The organism is Variovorax sp. AC194 (assembly GCF_979257995.1).
Genome location: NZ_OZ409823.1, coordinates 5,174,517 through 5,192,798 on the forward strand (window position 1 = coordinate 5,174,517; position 18,282 = coordinate 5,192,798).

12 protein-coding genes are annotated in these 18,282 nt (G+C 68.7%); 5 read left to right on the top strand and 7 right to left on the bottom strand.

Annotation, left to right across the window (positions count from 1 at the left end; translation table 11 throughout):
- Positions 1-89: 89 nt before the first annotated feature.
- A complete protein-coding gene (locus tag ACZYRS_RS24660; RefSeq protein ID WP_463421352.1) occupies positions 90-701 on the top strand; it encodes an FMN-dependent NADH-azoreductase in 612 nt (203 codons plus the stop codon).
- Positions 702-707: 6 nt separating this feature from the next.
- On the opposite strand, the gene ACZYRS_RS24665 is transcribed toward ACZYRS_RS24660, so the two are convergent.
- The 3 genes from ACZYRS_RS24665 to polA form a co-directional block, all read right to left on the bottom strand.
- Complete coding sequence (locus tag ACZYRS_RS24665) at positions 708-1,610, bottom strand: LysR family transcriptional regulator (RefSeq protein ID WP_093434656.1); 903 nt, start codon at positions 1,608-1,610, stop codon at positions 708-710.
- Positions 1,611-1,626: 16 nt separating this feature from the next.
- Positions 1,627-2,910 (bottom strand): M20/M25/M40 family metallo-hydrolase, encoded by a 1,284-nt coding sequence (locus tag ACZYRS_RS24670; protein WP_463421353.1) that lies wholly within the window; start codon positions 2,908-2,910, stop codon positions 1,627-1,629.
- Positions 2,911-2,981: 71 nt separating this feature from the next.
- Entirely contained in the window at positions 2,982-5,795 is a 2,814-nt protein-coding gene (gene polA / locus ACZYRS_RS24675) for a DNA polymerase I (protein WP_463421354.1), read from the bottom strand.
- A gap of 97 nt (positions 5,796-5,892) precedes the next feature.
- On the opposite strand from polA, the gene ACZYRS_RS24680 reads away from it, so the two are divergent.
- Genes ACZYRS_RS24680 through ACZYRS_RS24690 form a run of 3 tightly spaced genes read left to right on the top strand, consistent with a single transcriptional unit; the run spans position 5,893 to position 8,212 of the window.
- Positions 5,893-6,255, top strand: a complete 363-nt coding sequence (locus ACZYRS_RS24680) for a hypothetical protein (RefSeq protein ID WP_198788122.1) — start codon at positions 5,893-5,895, stop codon at positions 6,253-6,255.
- A gap of 57 nt (positions 6,256-6,312) precedes the next feature.
- Positions 6,313-7,362 (top strand): homoserine kinase, encoded by a 1,050-nt coding sequence (locus ACZYRS_RS24685; protein ID WP_463421355.1) that lies wholly within the window; start codon positions 6,313-6,315, stop codon positions 7,360-7,362.
- Positions 7,363-7,372: 10 nt separating this feature from the next.
- Positions 7,373-8,212, top strand: a complete 840-nt coding sequence (locus ACZYRS_RS24690) for a BPSS1780 family membrane protein (RefSeq protein WP_463421356.1) — start codon at positions 7,373-7,375, stop codon at positions 8,210-8,212.
- A gap of 15 nt (positions 8,213-8,227) precedes the next feature.
- Here the strand turns inward: ACZYRS_RS24690 and ACZYRS_RS24695 are convergent, their stop codons facing one another.
- The 3 genes from ACZYRS_RS24695 to ACZYRS_RS24705 all read right to left on the bottom strand — a co-directional run bounded on the left by ACZYRS_RS24695 (position 8,228) and on the right by ACZYRS_RS24705 (position 16,107).
- Positions 8,228-9,709: a DUF3999 domain-containing protein gene (locus tag ACZYRS_RS24695; protein ID WP_463421357.1), complete on the bottom strand. Its 1,482-nt coding sequence runs from the start codon at positions 9,707-9,709 to the stop codon at positions 8,228-8,230.
- Positions 9,706-13,545 (bottom strand): DUF2339 domain-containing protein, encoded by a 3,840-nt coding sequence (locus ACZYRS_RS24700; protein ID WP_463421358.1) that lies wholly within the window; start codon positions 13,543-13,545, stop codon positions 9,706-9,708. The genes ACZYRS_RS24695 and ACZYRS_RS24700 overlap by 4 nt, the downstream gene beginning before the upstream one ends.
- 153 nt (positions 13,546-13,698) lie before the next feature.
- Positions 13,699-16,107, bottom strand: a complete 2,409-nt coding sequence (locus ACZYRS_RS24705) for a UvrD-helicase domain-containing protein (RefSeq protein WP_463421359.1) — start codon at positions 16,105-16,107, stop codon at positions 13,699-13,701.
- Positions 16,108-16,400: 293 nt separating this feature from the next.
- On the opposite strand from ACZYRS_RS24705, the gene ACZYRS_RS24710 reads away from it, so the two are divergent.
- A complete protein-coding gene (locus tag ACZYRS_RS24710) occupies positions 16,401-17,378 on the top strand; it encodes a GMP reductase (protein ID WP_463421360.1) in 978 nt (325 codons plus the stop codon).
- A gap of 31 nt (positions 17,379-17,409) precedes the next feature.
- Here the strand turns inward: ACZYRS_RS24710 and ACZYRS_RS24715 are convergent, their stop codons facing one another.
- Positions 17,410-18,276 carry an alpha/beta hydrolase gene (locus ACZYRS_RS24715; RefSeq protein ID WP_463421361.1) on the bottom strand — a complete coding sequence of 289 codons (867 nt, stop codon included), beginning with the start codon at positions 18,274-18,276 and terminating at the stop codon, positions 17,410-17,412.
- Between the last annotated feature and the right edge of the window lie 6 nt (positions 18,277-18,282).

Here is an 18,282-nt window from a genome sequence, read left to right on the forward strand (position 1 = left end):
GATCAGTCCCAATCTTCATTCATGGCTCTATGAGATAGGCCATGCGCTTCCTAGACTGCCTTCTTTCACAAGCATCCGAAGTGGTCACCATGAAGATCCTGCATGTCGTCTGCAGCCCCCGCGGGGAAGCCTCCGAGAGCTTCAGGCTCTCCCGAAAAATCGTCGCGCGCCTGATGGGCCGCGAGCCGGCCGCCACGGTGGTGAACCGGGTGATCGGCGGCAACGCCCTGCCCCACATCGACGCGAACTACGCGCTCGGCCAGCATTCGGCCACGGCCGAGATCGCGCAGGACGGGGCCGTGGCCCTGTCCGACGAACTGATCCGGGAGCTGGAGGATTCGGACGCCTTGGTCATCGGAACGCCGATGCACAACCTGGGCGTGCCCTCGGCGCTGAAGGCGTGGATCGATCATGTCGTTCGCGCGCGCCGAACTTTCAATACGGGTCCGGGCGGCAAGGTCGGCACGCTGCGCGACCGGCCGGTGTTCATCGCTGTGGCGTCGGGCGGGAGTTTTTCTGGCGAGTACGCGCGGCAGCCGGATTTCCTCACGCCCTACCTCACAGTCATCCTGGCCCAGATCGGCCTGAAGGACCTGCACTTCTTCTCCGTCCAGGGAACGGGGCTGGGGCCGGAGATCCTCGCGAAGTCGAGGATGCTCGCCGACGAGGCGCTTCAAGCGTATTTCTTGCCGCGCGCCTAGCGCCTGCTAAAGCGTTTCCTGGATCGCCTGCTGCATGCAGCGCGTGATGCCGCGCACCGCCACCGAATCGGGGCGGCCGGTGAAGCGCAGCGCGCGCACCGGCACCGGGATGTGCGGCTCAAGCGTGAGCACGTCGACCTTCTCGCGGTCCGCCGAGCGCGCCGTGCAGCCATCGACCAGCGCCACGCCCAGGCCGTGGTGCGCCATGGCCAGGGCCGCGTGGTAGGTCTGCACCGTCACCACCGCCTGCTGGAAGCCGACGCCGGCCTGCCGGCAGGCCTGGCTCAGGCTCGTGCCGACGGGGTCGCGGCTGTCCAGCCCGATCACCGGGCGGTCGACCAGGTCGTGCAGCGCCACCGAGCCGTTGCGCACCAGCGCGCGCGGGAGCATCCCCTTGGGCGCGATGCACACCATGCGGCTGTCGGCCAGCGTCTCCTGCGTGAGCGAGGGGTGCACCGCGGGGCTGAAGACGAAGCCCACGTCGGCCTCCTGCAACAGCAGCGCCGACATGATCTGCGGCGAATGCAGCGACTCGACGGTGATCGCATAGCCCGGGTGTTTTTCGCGGAACGCCTTGAGGGCGCGCGGCAGGATCTCGTAGCTCAGCGCGAGCACGCTCAGGATGCGCAGCTCGCCCGTGTCGCTGCCGGCCTTGAGGTTGGCGGCCAGCCGCTGCACCTCGTCCAGCTGCGCGAACAGGCGCTCGATGTGCGGGTACAGCGTGAGCGCCTCGGTGGTCGGCGAGAGCCGCCCCTTGGCGCGCTGGAACAGCGGAAAGCCCAGCTGCAGCTCGGCATGCTGCAGCGTGCGGCTGACCGCCGGCTGCGTGATGTTGATGAGCCGCGCGGCCGCGCTCACGCTGCCCGTGAGCATGATCGCGTTGAAGACCTCGATGTGGCGCAGCCGCATGAAGGGGCCGGCAGGGTCAGTTGCCGGTCTTGCCGCGTGCGATGTCCATCACCATGCGGGTGGCCAGGTACAGGCGCGGCTCGATGGAGTCGACCAGCACGTATTCGGCATCGGCCGAGTGCGCACCGAAGCCCTGCAGGCCGAAGCGCTCCACGACAGGCGCCTTGGTCTTGAGCGAGGCGAAGGCGGCATCGGTGCCGCCGCCGGCGGCCTTGTCGTCGGCGCCCAGCGGGCGGCCCAGCTCGTCCTTGTAGATGCCCTGCGCATGCTTGGCGAACGCGATCGAGGCGGGGGTCGCTTCGAGCGGCGGACGGCGGCGCTCGAACTTCAGCTCGACCTTGGCTTCGGGAATCAGCTGTTTCTTCACGCGCTCGTTGACCTGCTGCTCGATGCGGTCGTAGTCGGCCACCTTGAGCACGCGCACGTCGGCGCCCGCGGTCGCCGATGCCGGGATCACGTTGCGGTTGGTGCCCGACTTGGAGATGGTCCAGTTCATCTTCAGGCCTGTGGCGGGGTCCGAGAGATCGCGCATCTGCAGGATCTGGTGCGACAGCTCGTACAGCGCGTTCACGCCCAGCTCGGGCGCGGAGCCCGCGTGCGAGGCCTTGCCGGTGACGTGCAGCGTGACCGAGGCGATGCCCGCGGTGGCCAGCGAGAGCTTGTCGTCCTTGATGGAGGCGCCCTCGAACGACATCACCGCATCGTGCTCGCCGCCCATGCGCGTGATGAGCGCACGTGCGCCGGGCGAGCTGATTTCCTCGTCGCCGTTGATGAGCACGGTGAGCGTGCCGTACTCCTTGAACTTGAGCGCCTGCAGCATCGCGACCGTGTGCGTGATGACCGCCACGCCCTGCTTGTCGTCGGCGATGCCCAGGCCGTAGGCCTTGTCGCCCTCCACGCGGAACGGCTGCTTGTTGAGCATGCCCACGGTATAGACCGTGTCCATGTGCGCGATGAGCAAAATTTTCTTCTTGCCCGTGCCCTTGAAGGTGGCGCGCACGACGCGGCCGATTTTCTCGGGCGTGTCTTCCATGCGGTAGGCCTCGGCGCTCGGATCGATCAGCTCGACCTCGCCACCCAGGGCCTTGAACTTCGCGGCGATGAGGTCGGAGATCTTCTCCAGGCCTTCGAGATCGCGGCTGCCCGATTCGATGGAGACCAGCTCTTTCAGCGTATCGAGCAGCGCGGGCTTTTCTTTGGCGGCAAGCGCTGCGACGCGGGCATCGGGGGCGGCGAAGGCGGTGCCGATAAAGGCGGCGCAGACGGCGGCGAGCAGGAATTGGCGGGGCTGGATTTTCATGGGCGTGATTTTTCTTTCGTTCGTTGTCTCTTGTCGATGACGCGGGGGATCAATGGGCGCTCCGTGCGCCCTCAATGCGCTTTGTCCCAGTTGGGACCGATGCCGATCTCGGCGAGCAGCGGCACCTTCAGCGCCGCCACGCCGGCCATCAGGCGCGGGATTTCGGTGCGCACCCATTCGACCTCGGCCTCGGGCACTTCGAACACCAGTTCGTCGTGCACCTGCATGATCATCTTGGTGGCGCGCTTCTCTTCGTCAAGCACGTTCTGTACCTTGACCATGCTCAGCTTGATGAGGTCGGCCGCCGTGCCCTGCATCGGCGCGTTGATGGCCGCGCGCTCGGCGCCGCCGCGGCGCGGGCCGTTGGGCGAATTGATCTCGGGCAGGTACAGGCGCCGGCCGAACACCGTCTCCACGTAGCCCTGCTCCTTGGCGAGCGCCTTGGTCTCGTCCATGTACGCCTTCACGCCCGGGTAGCGCGCGAAGTAGCGCTCGATGTAGGAGGCCGCGGCCTTGGTCTCGATGCCCAGGTTCTTCGCGAGGCCAAAGCTGCTCATGCCGTAGATGAGGCCGAAGTTGATGACCTTCGCATAGCGGCGCTGCTCGCTCGATACCTGGTCGGGCGTGGACCCGAACACTTCGGCGGCCGTCGCGCGGTGCACGTCGATGCCTTCGGTGAAGGCGCGCAGCAGCGTCTCGTCGCCGCTGATGTGGGCCATGATGCGCAGCTCGATCTGCGAGTAGTCGGCGCTCGCGATCACGCTGCCCACCGGTGCCACGAAAGCCTCGCGCACGCGACGGCCTTCGGGCGTGCGGATCGGGATGTTCTGCAGGTTCGGGTCGTTGCTGCTCAGGCGCCCCGTCACCGCCACGGCCTGCGCGTAGTGCGTGTGCACGCGCCCGGTGCGCGGGTTGGCCAGCTGGCCGAGCTTGTCGGTGTAGGTGCCCTTGAGTTTGGAGAGGCCGCGGTGCTCCAGGATCTTGGCGGGGAGCGGATAGTCCTCGGCCAGTTTCTCCAGCACTTCTTCGTCGGTGCTGGGCGCGCCGCTCGGCGTTTTCTTGACCACCGGCAGGCCCAGCTTGGTGAAGAAGATCTCGCCGATCTGCTTGGGCGAGCCGAGGTTGAACGGCTGCCCCGCGATCTCGTAGGCCTCCTGCTCCAGCGCCATGATGCGCGTGCCCAGTTCGTGGCTCTGCGAGGCGAGCGTGGCGCTGTCGATCATCACGCCGTTGCGCTCCACGCGGTAGAGCGCCTCGCTCGAATCCATCTCGAGCTGGTAGACGTAGCGCAGCTTCTCGTTGGCTTCGAGTTGCGGCCACAGCGTGCGGTGCACGTCCAGGGTCTGGTCGCTGTCTTCGCACGAGTATTCGGCGGCCTTGGCGATATCGACCTGGCTGAAGGAAATCTGGTGCGCGCCCTTGCCGCAGAGGTCTTCATACGAGATGCCGCTGCGGCCCAGGTGGCGCTCGGCCAGGCTCGCGAGGCCGTGCGGCTTGTGCACTTCGAGCACGTAGCTCTGCAGCATGGTGTCGTGCGCGTAGCCCTGCACTTCGATGCCGTGGTTGGCGAACACGTGGCGGTCGTACTTGATGTGCTGGCCGAGCTTTTTCTTGTCGGCGTTCTCGAGCCAGGGCTTGAGCTTGGCGAGCACCTCGTCGATGGGCAACTGCGCGGGCGCGTCGGGGTAGTTGTGCGTGAGCGGAATGTAGGCCGCCTCGCCGGGCTCGACGCTGAAGCTCACGCCCACGATCTGCGCGACCATTTCGTCGAGCGAGGTGGTCTCGGTGTCGATGGCCGCGAGCTCGGCGGCTTCGAGCCTCGCGAGCCAGCCGTCGAACTGTTCCCAGGTGGTGATGGTGTCGTACTTGAGGTTGCTCGCGGGCGCGGCGGCATCGAGCGCGCTCAGGTCCGAAGGCTCGTCGAACAGGCCGCCCTGGTCGGTGTTGGCCTTGGCGGCCTTCTTCTTGATGTTTTCCTCGATCAGCTCGGGCGGCACTTCCTGCGCTTCGAGCGACTTGACGAGGCTCTTGAAGCCGAACTTCTCGTAGAAGGGCTTGAGCTCGCCGGTCTGCGGCGCGCCGACGGGCAGGCCTTCGAGGGATGGCAGCCCCACGACGTGGCCGTCGAGGTCGCAATCGGTGCGGATGGTGACGAGCCTGCGGCTGAGCGGCAGCTTGTCCAGCGCCTTGCGCAGGTTCTCGCCGGCGGCGCCCTTCACTTCGGCGGCGCGTTCGACCAGCGCGTCGAGCGAGCCGTATTCGAGCAGCCATTTGGCGGCCGTCTTGGGGCCGACCTTCTCGACGCCGGGCACGTTGTCCACCGTATCGCCGACCAGCGTCTGGTAGTCGACCATGAGGTTCGGCGGCACGCCGAACTCGGCCGTCACGCCGGCCACGTCGCGCTTCTTGCCGTTCATCGTGTCGATGATGGTGATGTGCTCGTCCACCAGCTGGCTCAGGTCCTTGTCGCCGCTGGAGACGATCACCTCGACGCCTTGCGCGGCGGCGATCTTGGCGAGCGTGCCGATCACGTCGTCGGCCTCCACGTCGGGCACGCTGAGCACCGGCCAGCCCAGGAGCTTCACCACTTCGTGGATGGGGTCGATCTGGCTGCGCAGGTCGTCCGGCATCGGCGAGCGGTTGGCCTTGTATTCGGGGTACCAGTCGTCGCGGAAGGTCTTGCCGGGCGCATCGAAGATGCAGGCCGCATAGTCGGCGCGCACCTCGCGGCGCAGCGCCGTCATCATGTTGATCATTCCCCGGATGGCGCCGGTGGCGGGGCTCTTCGAATCGCCGGGCACGGCGCGCAGGTCGGGCATGGCGTGGAAGGCCCGGTACAGGTAGCTCGAGCCATCGACGAGCAGCAGCGTTTTCTTGTCGGTCATCGGGCCATTTTGCCGTGCCCGGACCGGCGCGCCGAACCACGGCGCCATGCGCTGCGCGCCGACACCCCTGGCGCGAGGGCGCGCCTACAATCAAGGCATGCCTAGCTCCACACTCCTGATCGCCCGCCGCATCCTGCTGGCGCTGGCCTTTGCAGCCCCCTTCGCCGCCGTGCACGCGCAAACCGCGCCCGCTGCCACCCCGGCCCCGGCGGAGCCGCTACAAAATCAGGAGCAGGCCGACGGCCGGCGCAACCAGAAGGTCGAGCACATCCACACCGAAGACAGCGGCGCCTCGGTCGACGAGGTGCGCTACGGCGGCCGCACGCAGAGCATCAACGTCAAGCCCAAGTCGAACATGCCGGGCTACGAAGTGCTGCCCAACGACGCCGGCACCGCTCGCGGGAACGACACGAACTCCACCGGCACCGGCGCCCGCGTGTGGAACGTGATGAAGTTCTGACCGTGCCGCAGCCGCTCCCGTCCACCGCATTCCCGGCTCGTCGCTGAGCACCCCCTCATGGCAGTTTTTACCGAAGTGCAATTCGGCGAGGCAGACGCGCTCGTCCAGCGCCTGGGCATGGGCGCGCTGCGCGACCTGCGCGGCATCGAGGGCGGCATCGAGAACACCAACTACTTCGCGACCACCGAGTCCGGCGAGTTCGTGCTCACGCTGTTCGAGCGTCTGAACGCCGAGCAGCTGCCTTACTACCTTTGCCTCATGAAGCACCTGGCCGCCCGCGGCCTGCCGGTGCCCGAGCCCGTGGCCGACCCGGCCGTGCAAGCGCCCAAGGGCCACGCGCTGACGGTTCCCGCCAATGCGCCCTGCGAACTGCTGCACATCGTGGCGGGCAAGCCGGCGGCGCTGGTGCAGCGCCTGTCGGGCCGCAGCGAACTCGCCCCGACCGCCGCGCACTGCGCCGAACTGGGCGAGATGCTGGCGCGCATGCACATCGCCGCGCGCGACTTCCCGCGCATCCAGCCGAACCTGCGCGGCCTCGCATGGTGGAACGAGACCGTGCCGGTGGTGCTGCCCTACATCGACGAGCCGCAGGCCGCGCTCCTGCGCGCCGAGCTCGCCTACCAGAACCACATCGCCGAATCGTCGGCCTACGCGGCGCTGCCGCGCGGGCCGGTGCATGCCGACATGTTCCGCGACAACGTGATGTTCGCGACCGGCGACCAAGCGGGTTCCGCGCCGCGCCTGACCGGCGTGTTCGACTTCTACTTCGCCGGCACCGACACCTGGCTCTTCGACCTCTCGGTGTGCCTGAACGACTGGGCCATCGACCTGGCCACCGGCGTGCACCACGCCGAACGTGCCGACGCCCTGCTCTCGGCCTACGAAACCGTGCGCCCGCTGAACGCCTCCGAGCGCGCGCTGCTGCCCGCGATGCTGCGCGCCGCGGCGCTGCGCTTCTGGATCTCGCGCCTCTGGGACTTCCACCTGCCGCGCGAGGCCAGCATGCTCAAGCCCCACGATCCCACGCACTTCGAGCGCGTGCTGCGCGAGCGCGCCACCCATCCGCATGCCATGGCGCAGGCCCTCGAGCCGCTCATGGCCGCATGATCCGCAACCCATGAAACTCAACCTCGTGCCGGCGCGAACCGGCGCCGCCTGGGTCCGCTCCGGACTCAAGACCTTCTGGCGGCAGCCGCTCGCCTTCATCTCGCTGTTCTTCCTGCTGATGGCGGTGATCTCGACGGTGTCGGTGCTGCCGCTCATCGGCAGCATCGTCGCACCGGTGTTCCTGCCCTTCATGACGCTGGGCCTGATGGTGGCGACCTCGGTGGCCCACGACGACAACGCCGATGGCGTCGGCAATGCCGGCACCCTGGGCGATGCGCAGCGGCCCACGGGCTCCGCGATGTTCGTGGCCGTGTTCGGCGCCATGCGCGCGGAGTGGCGCTCGCTGGTGGTGCTGGGCGTGATCTCGGCCATCTACTTCGTCTTCGCGGTGATGGTCACCGCGCTGGTCGACGGCGGGCAGCTCATGCGCGCCTACCTGCTGGACGACGCGATCACCCCCGAGGTGATGGCCAGCAGCGATTTCCAGCTCGCCCGCGTGCTCCTGATGTGCCTGAACCTGCCGCTGTCGCTGGCCATGTGGCATGCGCCGGCGCTGGTGCACTGGCACCGCGTGGAGCCGGTCAAGAGCATCTTCTTCAGCATCGTCGCGCTGTTCCGCAACTTCGGCGCCTATGCGCTCTTCGTGCTCTCGTGGTTCGGTGTGTTCCTCCTGGCCGGCATCGCGATGGGCCTGGTCGCCACCGTGCTGGTGGGCGTCGGCGCGCTGGGCGCGGGCGGCGCGGCCGTGGCGGTCGGCAACATCCTGATGATCGGCACGGCGCTGGTGCTGGCAGCCATGTCGCTGAGCTCGACCTGGTTCACCTTCCGCGACAGCTTCGATCCGAACTGACCGCGGCGAGCCGGCTCAGTCGGTTGCAGCGCTGTCCTTGCGCAGGCTCGCGAACAGCGACCACGCCATGCCTGCGAGCAGCAGCAGGCCGACACCCAAAGCCCCCCAGAGCCACCACTTGCGCGACGGATCGTGCGGCGCCGTTTCGGGAACGGGCGCGAGGGCTGCGACAGCGGCATCGACCGCAGCCACCGGCAGCGTGACCGAGGCGCCGTCCGCCGCGACGGGCTTGTCCGCGGCGTAACCCGGAATCAGCGTCGACAGCGCGAGCGGCGCACCCGGCACCGCCCCCTGCACAGCGCCCGTGTCGGGTGCCGCGCGCCACGCGAGCGAGAACGGCGCGCTGCCCTGCGCAAGAAACACCAGCGTGCGCGGCGTGGCCCCCACGGCGATCGTCGGTGGCGTCGCGCCGAGCACGCTCACCGGGCCGGAAGTGCGCAGCCGCAGGCGCGAATACACCGCGCCGTCGAGCGCCAGCACCGGCGAGCGCGCCTCGCCGCCGGCTTGCGCGAGGCGGTACACCACCGTGTCGAGCAGCGGCGCCTCGCCCGGGCCCGTGGGCAGCGCAGTCGCGCGGCGCTGCGAGTGCCGCAATGCGTAGAGCGGGTTGCGCGGCACGAACTGCGGCGGCGGCGCCGAAGCCGGTGCGGCATCGACGAGGCCCGACACGCCGACCTGCGCCAGCGTGTTGATGTCCGCCAGGTCGATGCGCAGGCTCTGCACCGGCAGGCCGCGCGGCAGCACGTAATCGCAGAAGTCCTCGGCGCAGCGCTCGGGCTTCAGAGCGTCGGACCATTCGATCGGCGCCACCGGCTCGACCTCCTGCACGCTGTCGATCTCCACCTTGGCGAGCGGCGCGCCCTGCTGCGGATCGCTCCAGCGCAGGCGCAGGAAGCGCGTGCGCAGGTTGCCCAGCTCGACCGCCATGCGCTCGATGGTCTGGCCGCCGTGGGCCAGGCGCACCAGTTGCTCATCGCCGCCGACCGGGCGCCATTGCTGCAGGTCCTCGCTGGCCTCCAGCCGGAAGGCGAACAGGCCGCGCGCATCGGGTGCCACCTCGAAGCGCGCCTGCAGCAGGCTGCCCTTGACCTGGCTCACGTCGATGAGCCATTGGGTCGCGTCGTTCGCCTTGGCGGCGGTCTTGTTGTCGAGCGCCAGGGAGCCGTCGGCACGCACGGTGAAAGCGAGCGCGGTGTCTGCCGATGCGGTGTTGCCGGGCAACGCGAAGATCGGCACCGCTTGCGAGGCCGTGCGCGGCGCCGCCGCCTCGTTGCGGAGCCACGCGTAGGGCACGGCATGCCCGGCGGCGTTCTGGACGCGCAGGTCGCTGAGGTCGCCATAGGCAGCGCGGCCATAGATGGCGAGCGGCAGCGTGAGCCGGTGGTACGGCCCGGTGCCCTGCAGCGCGATGGGCGCTGAAGTGACCGGCTGCGCCTGTGCGGCGCCCGCCACCGCCATCAGCGCGACGAAGACGACATGAATCGAACGGCCGCTCATGCCGCACCTCCTTCGGCCGGCGCCGTCTTCGGCTCCGCCTCTTCCTTCTTCGGCGGCACCGGCGCGAAGTACCCCACCAGCAGCAGCAAGGCGCCGACGGCAATGAACGACACGATGCGGAACAGCCCGCCGCGGTCCGCCAGCTCGACGAAGAACAGCTTCAGCACCACCACGCCGAGCAGCGCGGCACCCGCGATCCACAGCGTGCGCACCCGGCGCCCGTGGCCCAGCACCATCGCGACCACGCCGCAGATCGCCCAGGTGATCGACAGCGCCGCCTGCGTGAGCCACGAGGCGTAGAGCGCGTCGAAGCGCCATTCCACGCCCGCGTAGTGATGGCAGGCGCGCAGCACCATGCCGGTCAGCAGCGCGAGGCCGGTGAAGCCGACCGCGCCCTTCGCGACCATCGGCTGCACGCGCGCGAAGGAGCCTTCTGGCAGCGCGCGCCACCAGAGCACCATCGCGAACAGCACGAGCCATTGCGCGAGTTCAAGCGGATTGAGCAGCGGCACATAAGGCAGCGGCGCCGCATCGCCGGGGCTCACGGCGTTGGTCACCCACACCCATGCCAGCAGGTACACCGCCACCGGCGTCGCGGCGAACTCCAGATAGGCGCTGCGGTATTCATTGAGCGGCCAGCGCTGCAGCAGCACGCGCGAGCGCAGCGCCCACAGAACGAGCGCCGGCACGATCGCCCAGCCCAGCAGTTGCCAGCTCGACCACTCGGCACCGATGCGGCCGAGCTGCCACTGGCATTCGCGCGCCGCGAGCAGCAGGAAGAGCCAGAAGCCCGCGACGTGGAACGGCGTCAGCACCGAGGCGTCGAGCCAGCGCTTCTGCGCACGCAGCAGGCGCAGGTGCCACACGAGCGCCAGCGGCCAGGCGATCCAGCCGAGCGCGCTCGACGGCACGTAGAACGGCGTCGGGCCGCCCGCGATGCCGTAGGCGGCGATCAGCCCGAAGCCGGGCAGCGTGGCCAGCGTCGCGCGGCCGAGCTGCGGCCAGTCGCGCCGGTGCGCCGCGAGCGCGGACAGCACGGAGGTCACCAGCACCACCGCCATGGCGGCCGCGGGCACGTGGCTCGCCAACGCGTGGAGATTCAGCGTCCGGACGCTTTCGTCCAGCATGCCGAAGAGCCACCAGCCCAGGCCCCAGACCACCGGCGTCCACAGCACCGCAGGCAGGGCGCACCACGCGTTGACCCAGCGCTTGCGCGCCGTGCCGACGACCCCGGCTTCGCGCGGCCGCGCCTCGTCGCGCAGCCAGTCGCCGGCCAGCAGCGCCGTGAGCCCCAGCACCACCGGCGTCCAGAAGCCCAGATGCCCGAAGGCGGGGCGCAGCACGCGCATGTCGCCGCCCATTTCCGCCAGCACGATGAAGAGGACCGCCGAGACCGCATGCAGCACGCCCGCGAACGCCGCGAGCGGCAGGTGCGCCATGCGCAGCGCCACCCACAGCACGACGGTGGCGGTCAGCGGCCACAGCAGCGCGGCCTGCGTGAGGCTGATCTGGAACAGCATCGCCAGGTGCAGCAGGCCCACGCCCGCGATCACGCCCACCACGTTGCCGACCGACCACACCGGCTGCACGCCGCGCGCCAGTGCCGCGCGGTGCGCCTGCCGCATCGACCAGGCGGCGCTGCCGAGCACGCTGAGCGCGATCAGGCACGCGGCCGCGGCGCCCTGCCAGCCGCTTTCGAGCGCCTGCGTGGCATCGAGCCCATCGCCCGCGCGGTGCAGCGTGGCGACGAAACCCGCCACCGCCAGCGCCTGCATGCCGAAGCTCACGGAGGTGAGCGGCAGCAGCGCAAAGCGCACGGCCACCGCGAAGGTGACCGATGCGAGCACGGCCGTCGCCGCGGCGGCCCAGGGCGGCGTGAACCACTGCCACAGCAGCAGCGTGAGCGCGGCCATGCCGAGCCACGGCAAGGCGCTGCCGACGATGGCTTCGAGGCCGTCGCCCTCGTCGAGCTTCGCGCGGCGGTGCATGGCCCACATCGCGAAGGCGCTCGCCGCGACCAGCAGCGGGCCGATCACCGAGCCCTGCAGCAGCGGGTGCCCGGCGGCCCCATCGACCTGCGTGGCTTCGAGCAGCTTCCACACGGCGCCCGCGAACACCAGGAACGAGAAGGCGCGCGCATAGACGCGCCCCTGCCGCGCGCCCAGCCAGTACATGCCGGCCGCTTCGACCGCCCACGCCGCACCGGTCCACTGCCCTTCGAGGCCGAGCGGAATGGCGAGCGTGCCGAAGATCACGCCGACGATGGCATAGGCCTCCGCCAGCAGCGCGAGGCCCTTGGGCTGCGTGGCGAACACCAGCCGGCCCATCACGAGATAGAACGCCGCGAGCGCCATCGCCGAGAACGCGGCGCCGTATTCCCACGGATGCATCAGCAGGTACTGCATGCCGAAGGCGACCATCGGCGTGCCGAAGACGAGCGAGCTGTCGACCCGGCCGGCGCGTCGCAGCGTGTCGAGCGCGCGCGTCGCGAGCGGTTGCGCGGGCTGCACCGGCGCGTCGAACAGCGTGCGGCGCGCGAAGAACAGGCCGATGGCCGTGAACAGCAGGAAGAACACGACGAGGAACGGCTGAACAATGCCGTACTGGTCGTCGGTGTAGTACTTGTGCGCCCAGCCGGCCGCGAGCGTGAAGGTGCCCACGAAGCCGATCAGGTTGAGCACGCGCCAGGCCTTGAACCACGCGATCAGCACGATGCCCACGTCGAGCACCAGCAGGTAGGTGAAGAGGCCCACCGGCTGGTTGGAGCCGGTCGATGCCAGCACTGGCGCCGCGAAGCCTTCGAGTGCGGCGACGATGGCGAGCAGAGGCGCGTTCTGCAGCACCGCCAATGCAGCGCTGAGCACCGCCACGCCGAACAGGAACGCGAAGCCCACGCTAGCCGGCAGCAGGCCGCTGAGCTTCATGGCCGCGAGCGTCGTGAGATAGAAGACGCCGATGCCCGCGCCCTGCAATATCAGCGCATAGCCCGCGCGCTTGTGGCGCAGCAGCCAGCCCAGCACCAGGAGACCCGCGCCGACCAGCGCGACCGCGGCGTAGCGCAGCTCGATCGGCACCGTGACGCGTTCCGCCGTGTAGCGCAACAGGAAGGCCAAGCCGAGGAACAGGATCAGCACGCCGAGCTTGACCAGCATGTTGCCGCCGAAGATCAGGTTGGCGATCGGTGCGGGCAGGCGGTCGCGCAGCGGGACCGGTGGTGGCGCAGGCGGTGGGGGCGCACGGCGCACCAGCGGCGGCACGGTGACCGGCGCGGGTGCGACGACGGTTTCGGGCGGGCGCGGTGCGGCGGGCTTGTCGAAGACGGGCGCGGCGGGTGCGGGCGTGGCCTGCGGCTCTGCGATGGGCGTCTTGGCGACGACGGCGGGCGGCGGAACCTGCATGGTCGCGATGCGCGGCCGCGTCATCTCGGCGGCGCGTGCGGTCGCCGGTTGGCCCAACGGCAGCGAAGGCGCCTCTGCGACGGGCTTGCCGCCCATGGACGTGGCGAGATCGGCGGCCGGCGCGATGACCGGTACGGGTGCGGGTGCGGCGATCGCCTCGCCCGCGCCCCGCGCGAGCCGGCGTTCGAGCTGGTTCACCCGCTCTTCGAGCTCGGTCACCCGCTGCTGCAGCTTCAGCACGCCACCCGCGGGTGCCCCTGCGGCCGGCGTGCCGACGGCGCGCCCTTCCGGCAGGCCGCCTTCAGCTTCGGTGCGCTGCGGCGCGTCTTTTTTCTTCTTGCCGAACAGCTTCGAGAACGCGAACGCGCCGACGAGTGCGAGAACCAGCGCCACGGGCACCGATTCGAAGATCGCCCCAATGAACAGGCCGGCAATCATGCCTATGAACCACATCCCTGACTCCCCATGTTTTGGCGAGTTCGGAGTGTACGGCTGATCCCGGCGAAAACCGCCGTGATGCCCGTCCTGCCTATGCCGTCAGCTATAGCTTTGGTAGCAACTTCAGACGGGTGCGAGTCTGACCGGTGCGAGTCAGACCGGCGTGAGCTTGGCCACCGAGAGCGCCAGCCACTTCACGCCGTGGCGCGTGAACTTGACCTGCGCGCGCGCATCGTCGCCCGAGCCTTCGAGCGCCACCACCGTGCCCTCGCCGAACTTGTTGTGGAACACCTGCATGCCCGAGCGCAGGCCGTGCGACGGCGCGGTCTTCTGCGGTGGCACCGGCGGGCTGGCGAAGGTGTCCTTGCTGCCGCCGTAGCTGCTTGCGCCGCTGTAGCCGCCACTGCCGCCGCGCGTGCTCCCGTAGCCGCCGCCGTAGCCGAAGGCCGACGGCGTGAAGCCCTGGTTCTTGGGCGTGAGCCACTTGAGCGCGCCCTCGGGCAGCTCGTCGAAGAAGCGGCTCTTGACGTTGTAGCGCGTCTGGCCGTGCAGCATGCGCGTCTGCGAATGGCTCAGGTACAGGCGCTTGCGCGCGCGGGTGATCGCCACGTACATCAGGCGGCGCTCTTCCTCCAGGCTCTCGAAATCGCTCATCGAGTTCTCGTGCGGAAAGAGGCCCTCCTCCATGCCGGTGATGAACACGCAGTCGAACTCCAGGCCCTTGGCGGCGTGCACCGTCATGAGCTGCACCGCGTCCTGCCCGGCCTGCGCCTGGTTGTCGCCCGATTCGAGCGCGGCGTGCGTGAGGAACGCAGCCAGCGGGCTCAGCGTTTCGCCGGTCTCGGCGTCGGGGGCGAGCGGCTCGTCGAGCACCGGGCGGGTCGGGTCGATGCCCTGGCTCGCGGGCGACTGGCGCAGCTCGTCGACCGGCAACGCCACCGCATCGCGGCCGAAGCCTTCCTGCGTGACGAAGCTCTCGGCCGCGTTCACCAGTTCGTCCAGATTCTCCAGGCGGTCCGCGCCTTCGCGGTCGGCCTTGTAGTGCTCGACGAGGCCGCTGTGGTCGAGCACCAGTTCGATGATCTCGCGCAGGCTCACGCCCTGGGTTTGCTCCCGCAGCACGTCGATCTTGGCGACGAAGCCCGTGAGGTTCGCGCCCGCCTTGCCGCCCACGACGCTGACCGCGTCGTGCAGCGAACGACCGGCCGCGCGCGCCGCGTCCTGCAGGGTTTCGAGCGTGCGCGCGCCGATGCCGCGCGGCGGGAAGTTGACGACGCGCAGGAAGCTGGTGTCGTCGTCCTTGTTTTCCAAGAGGCGCAGGTAGGCCAGCGCATGCTTGATTTCGGCGCGCTCGAAGAAGCGCAGGCCCCCGTACACGCGGTACGGCACCGAGGCATTGAAGAGCGCCGTCTCGATCACCCGGCTCTGCGCATTGCTGCGGTAGAGCACGGCCATCTCCTTGCGGTCGAAGCCGTCGCGCACGAGCTGGCGCATTTCCTCGACCATCCACTGCGCTTCGGCCAGATCGGTGGGCGACTCGTACACGCGCACCGGCTCGCCCGGGCCCTGGTCGGTGCGCAGGTTCTTGCCCAGGCGCTTCTTGTTGTGGCTGATGAGCTCGTTGGCCGAGTCGAGGATGTTGCTGTAGCTGCGGTAGTTCTGTTCCAGCTTGATCTGGTGCTGCACGTCGAACTCGCGCACGAAGTCGGCCATGTTGCCCACGCGTGCGCCGCGGAAGGCGTAGATGCTCTGGTCGTCGTCGCCCACGGCGATCACGCTGTTGTTGGGGTTCGGCGTGAACTGTCCGCCGGCGGTGTTGCCCGAGAGCATCTTGATCCACGCGTACTGCAGGCGGTTGGTGTCCTGGAACTCGTCGATCAGGATGTGGCGAAAGCGCCGCTGGTAGTGCTCGCGCACCGGGTCGTTGTCGCGCAGCAGTTCGTAGCTGCGCAGCATGAGCTCGCCGAAATCGACCACGCCTTCGCGCTGGCACTGCTCTTCGTAGAGCTGGTAGAGCTCGACCTTCTTGCGGTCGTCGTCGCTTCGGATCTCCACGTCCTTCGGGCGCAGGCCGTCTTCCTTGGCGCCGGCGATGAACCACTGGGTCTGCTTGGCGGGAAAGCGCTCGTCGTCGACGTTGAACTGCTTCATCAGGCGCTTGATGGCCGAGAGCTGGTCTTGCGTATCGAGGATCTGGAAAGTCGAAGGCAGGTTGGCCAGCTTCCAGTGCGCGCGCAGGAGGCGGTTGCACAGGCCGTGGAAGGTGCCGATCCACATGCCGCGCACGTTCACTGGAAGGATCGCGGTCAGCCGCGTCATCATTTCCTTGGCGGCCTTGTTGGTGAAGGTCACGGCCAGGATGCCGCCGGCGGAGACCTGGCCGGTCTGCAGCAGCCAGGCGATGCGGGTGGTGAGCACCCGCGTCTTGCCGGAGCCGGCGCCTGCCAGGATCAGCGCATTGCCCTGCGGCAAGGTGACCGCAGCGCGCTGCTCCGGGTTCAGGTTCTGCAGCAGCGGCAGTTCCGGGGGGTTGGCATCAGCCGCGAGATCGTTAAACAACATCCACCGATTGTAGAAACCACCGCGTATGCGGGTTATACGAAGAACTGGAAGACCCGCCCTTGCGACACCGCGTAAAATCAATCACCGGGCCCAAGATTCTTGCGCCCGGTTTTTTGTGGGCGTTTTCTTTTCGAGACGCACGCGAAAGCCGGCCGGACCAAGCGCTCATTCGTTTTTTTCAACGATCCCGGCCGCCGCCGGGCCGCCCCAAGGCGGCTCGAGCCTCCCCCTCGGGGGGTGGCGAAGCACACGCAGTGGCAAGCCGGGGGGCCATATTTACTGGAGCCTTGGTCATGCAGATTTTCGATTACGACAACATCCTTTTGCTCCCGCGCAAGTGCCGCGTGGAGAGCCGCTCGGAGTGCGATGCCGGCGTCACGCTGGGCGAGCGCACGTTCCGCCTGCCGGTGGTGCCGGCCAACATGAAGACGGTGGTCGACGAGTCGATCTGCCTGTGGCTCGCGCAGAACGGCTACTTCTACGTGATGCACCGCTTCGACCTGGACAACGTGAAGTTCGTCAAGGACATGCAGGGCAAGGGCGTGTTCGCCTCCATCTCGCTGGGCGTGAAGAAGCCCGACTACGAGACCGTCGACCAGTTGGTGGCAGAGGGCCTCGTGCCTGAATACATCACGATCGACATCGCGCACGGCCACGCCGACAGCGTGAAGAACATGATCGGCTACCTGAAGGAAAAGCTGCCCAAGGCCTTCGTGATCGCCGGCAACGTCGGCACGCCCGAAGCGGTGATCGACCTGGAGAACTGGGGCGCGGACGCGACCAAGGTGGGCATCGGCCCGGGCAAGGTCTGCATCACCAAGCTCAAGACCGGCTTCGGCACGGGCGGCTGGCAGCTGTCGGCGCTCAAGTGGTGCGCGCGCGTGGCGACCAAGCCGATCATCGCGGACGGTGGCATCCGCGACCATGGCGACATCGCCAAGAGCGTGCGCTTCGGCGCCTCGATGGTGATGATCGGCTCGCTGTTCGCGGGCCATGAAGAATCGCCGGGCAAGACGGTGGACGTGGACGGCACGCTCTTCAAGGAGTATTACGGCTCGGCCAGCGACTTCAACAAGGGCGAATACAAGCACGTCGAAGGCAAGCGCATCCTGGAGCCGATCAAGGGCAAGCTGGCGAACACGCTGGTGGAGATGGAGCAGGACGTGCAGAGCTCGATCAGCTATGCGGGCGGCCGCACGCTGATGGACATCCGCAAGGTCAACTACGTCACGCTGGGCGGCGACAACGCGGGTGAACACCTGCTGATGTAAGCGCCAAGCCTGTAGTCCGGCGCTGTGCCGGTCAGGCTTCGAGCAATTGCACCGCGTGGCGGTGCAGCGCGTGGGCCGGATCGGCAAATGCGTCGACCACGCCGAAGTGGTCCAGGCCCGGGAGCACCTCGCACACCGGCACGGCGTTGCGGCCCCAGGCGTCGCGGATCATCGCGTTGTGGCGGAGGAATTCGGGGCTCTCGTTCCCACCGGCCGCTGCGTAGAGCTGGCCGCGCGGCGGCGCGGGCCAGAGCGCGGGGCTCGCACGGTGCGCATCTGCATCGGTCAGCCTCAGCGTGTGCTCCAGGAACGGCGTGCGCTGCAGCGGCCGCAGGTCGTAGAGGCCCGAGATCGAGAGCGCGTTGCGCACCAGTTGCGCGGGCAGATCGGGCGCGACCGCTTTCCAGTCGCAACACAACAAGGCCGCCGCCATGTGGCCGCCGGCCGAGTGACCCGCGACGGTGATGCGCGACGGATCGCCGCCATAGGCCGCGACGTGGCGCCAAGTCCACTCGAGCGCGCGCACCATCTGCATGAGGATGCCCGGCACGGTGACGGGCGCCTCGAGCGTCCCCGGACACAGCGCGTAGTTGGGCACGACCACGCAGATGCCGCGGTCGTTGAACGACGGCGCGATGAAGGAATGCTGGCTCTTGTCCATCGCGCGCCAGTAGCCGCCGTGGATGAAGACCAGCACCGGCGCGTCGGGGATCGGCGCGGGGAAGATGTCGAGCGTTTCGTTCGGGCCGTCGCCATGGCGCAGGTCGATCCGGCCGGGCAAGGCATCGCGCACCGCGGCCGATTCGCGCGTCCAGCGCTCGAAGTACGCCGGGTGGTCTTTCACCCGCGCGAGGTTGTTGTACATGCCTTCCAGCCAGGCGGGGTCGTAGGAGGCCATGCGGTT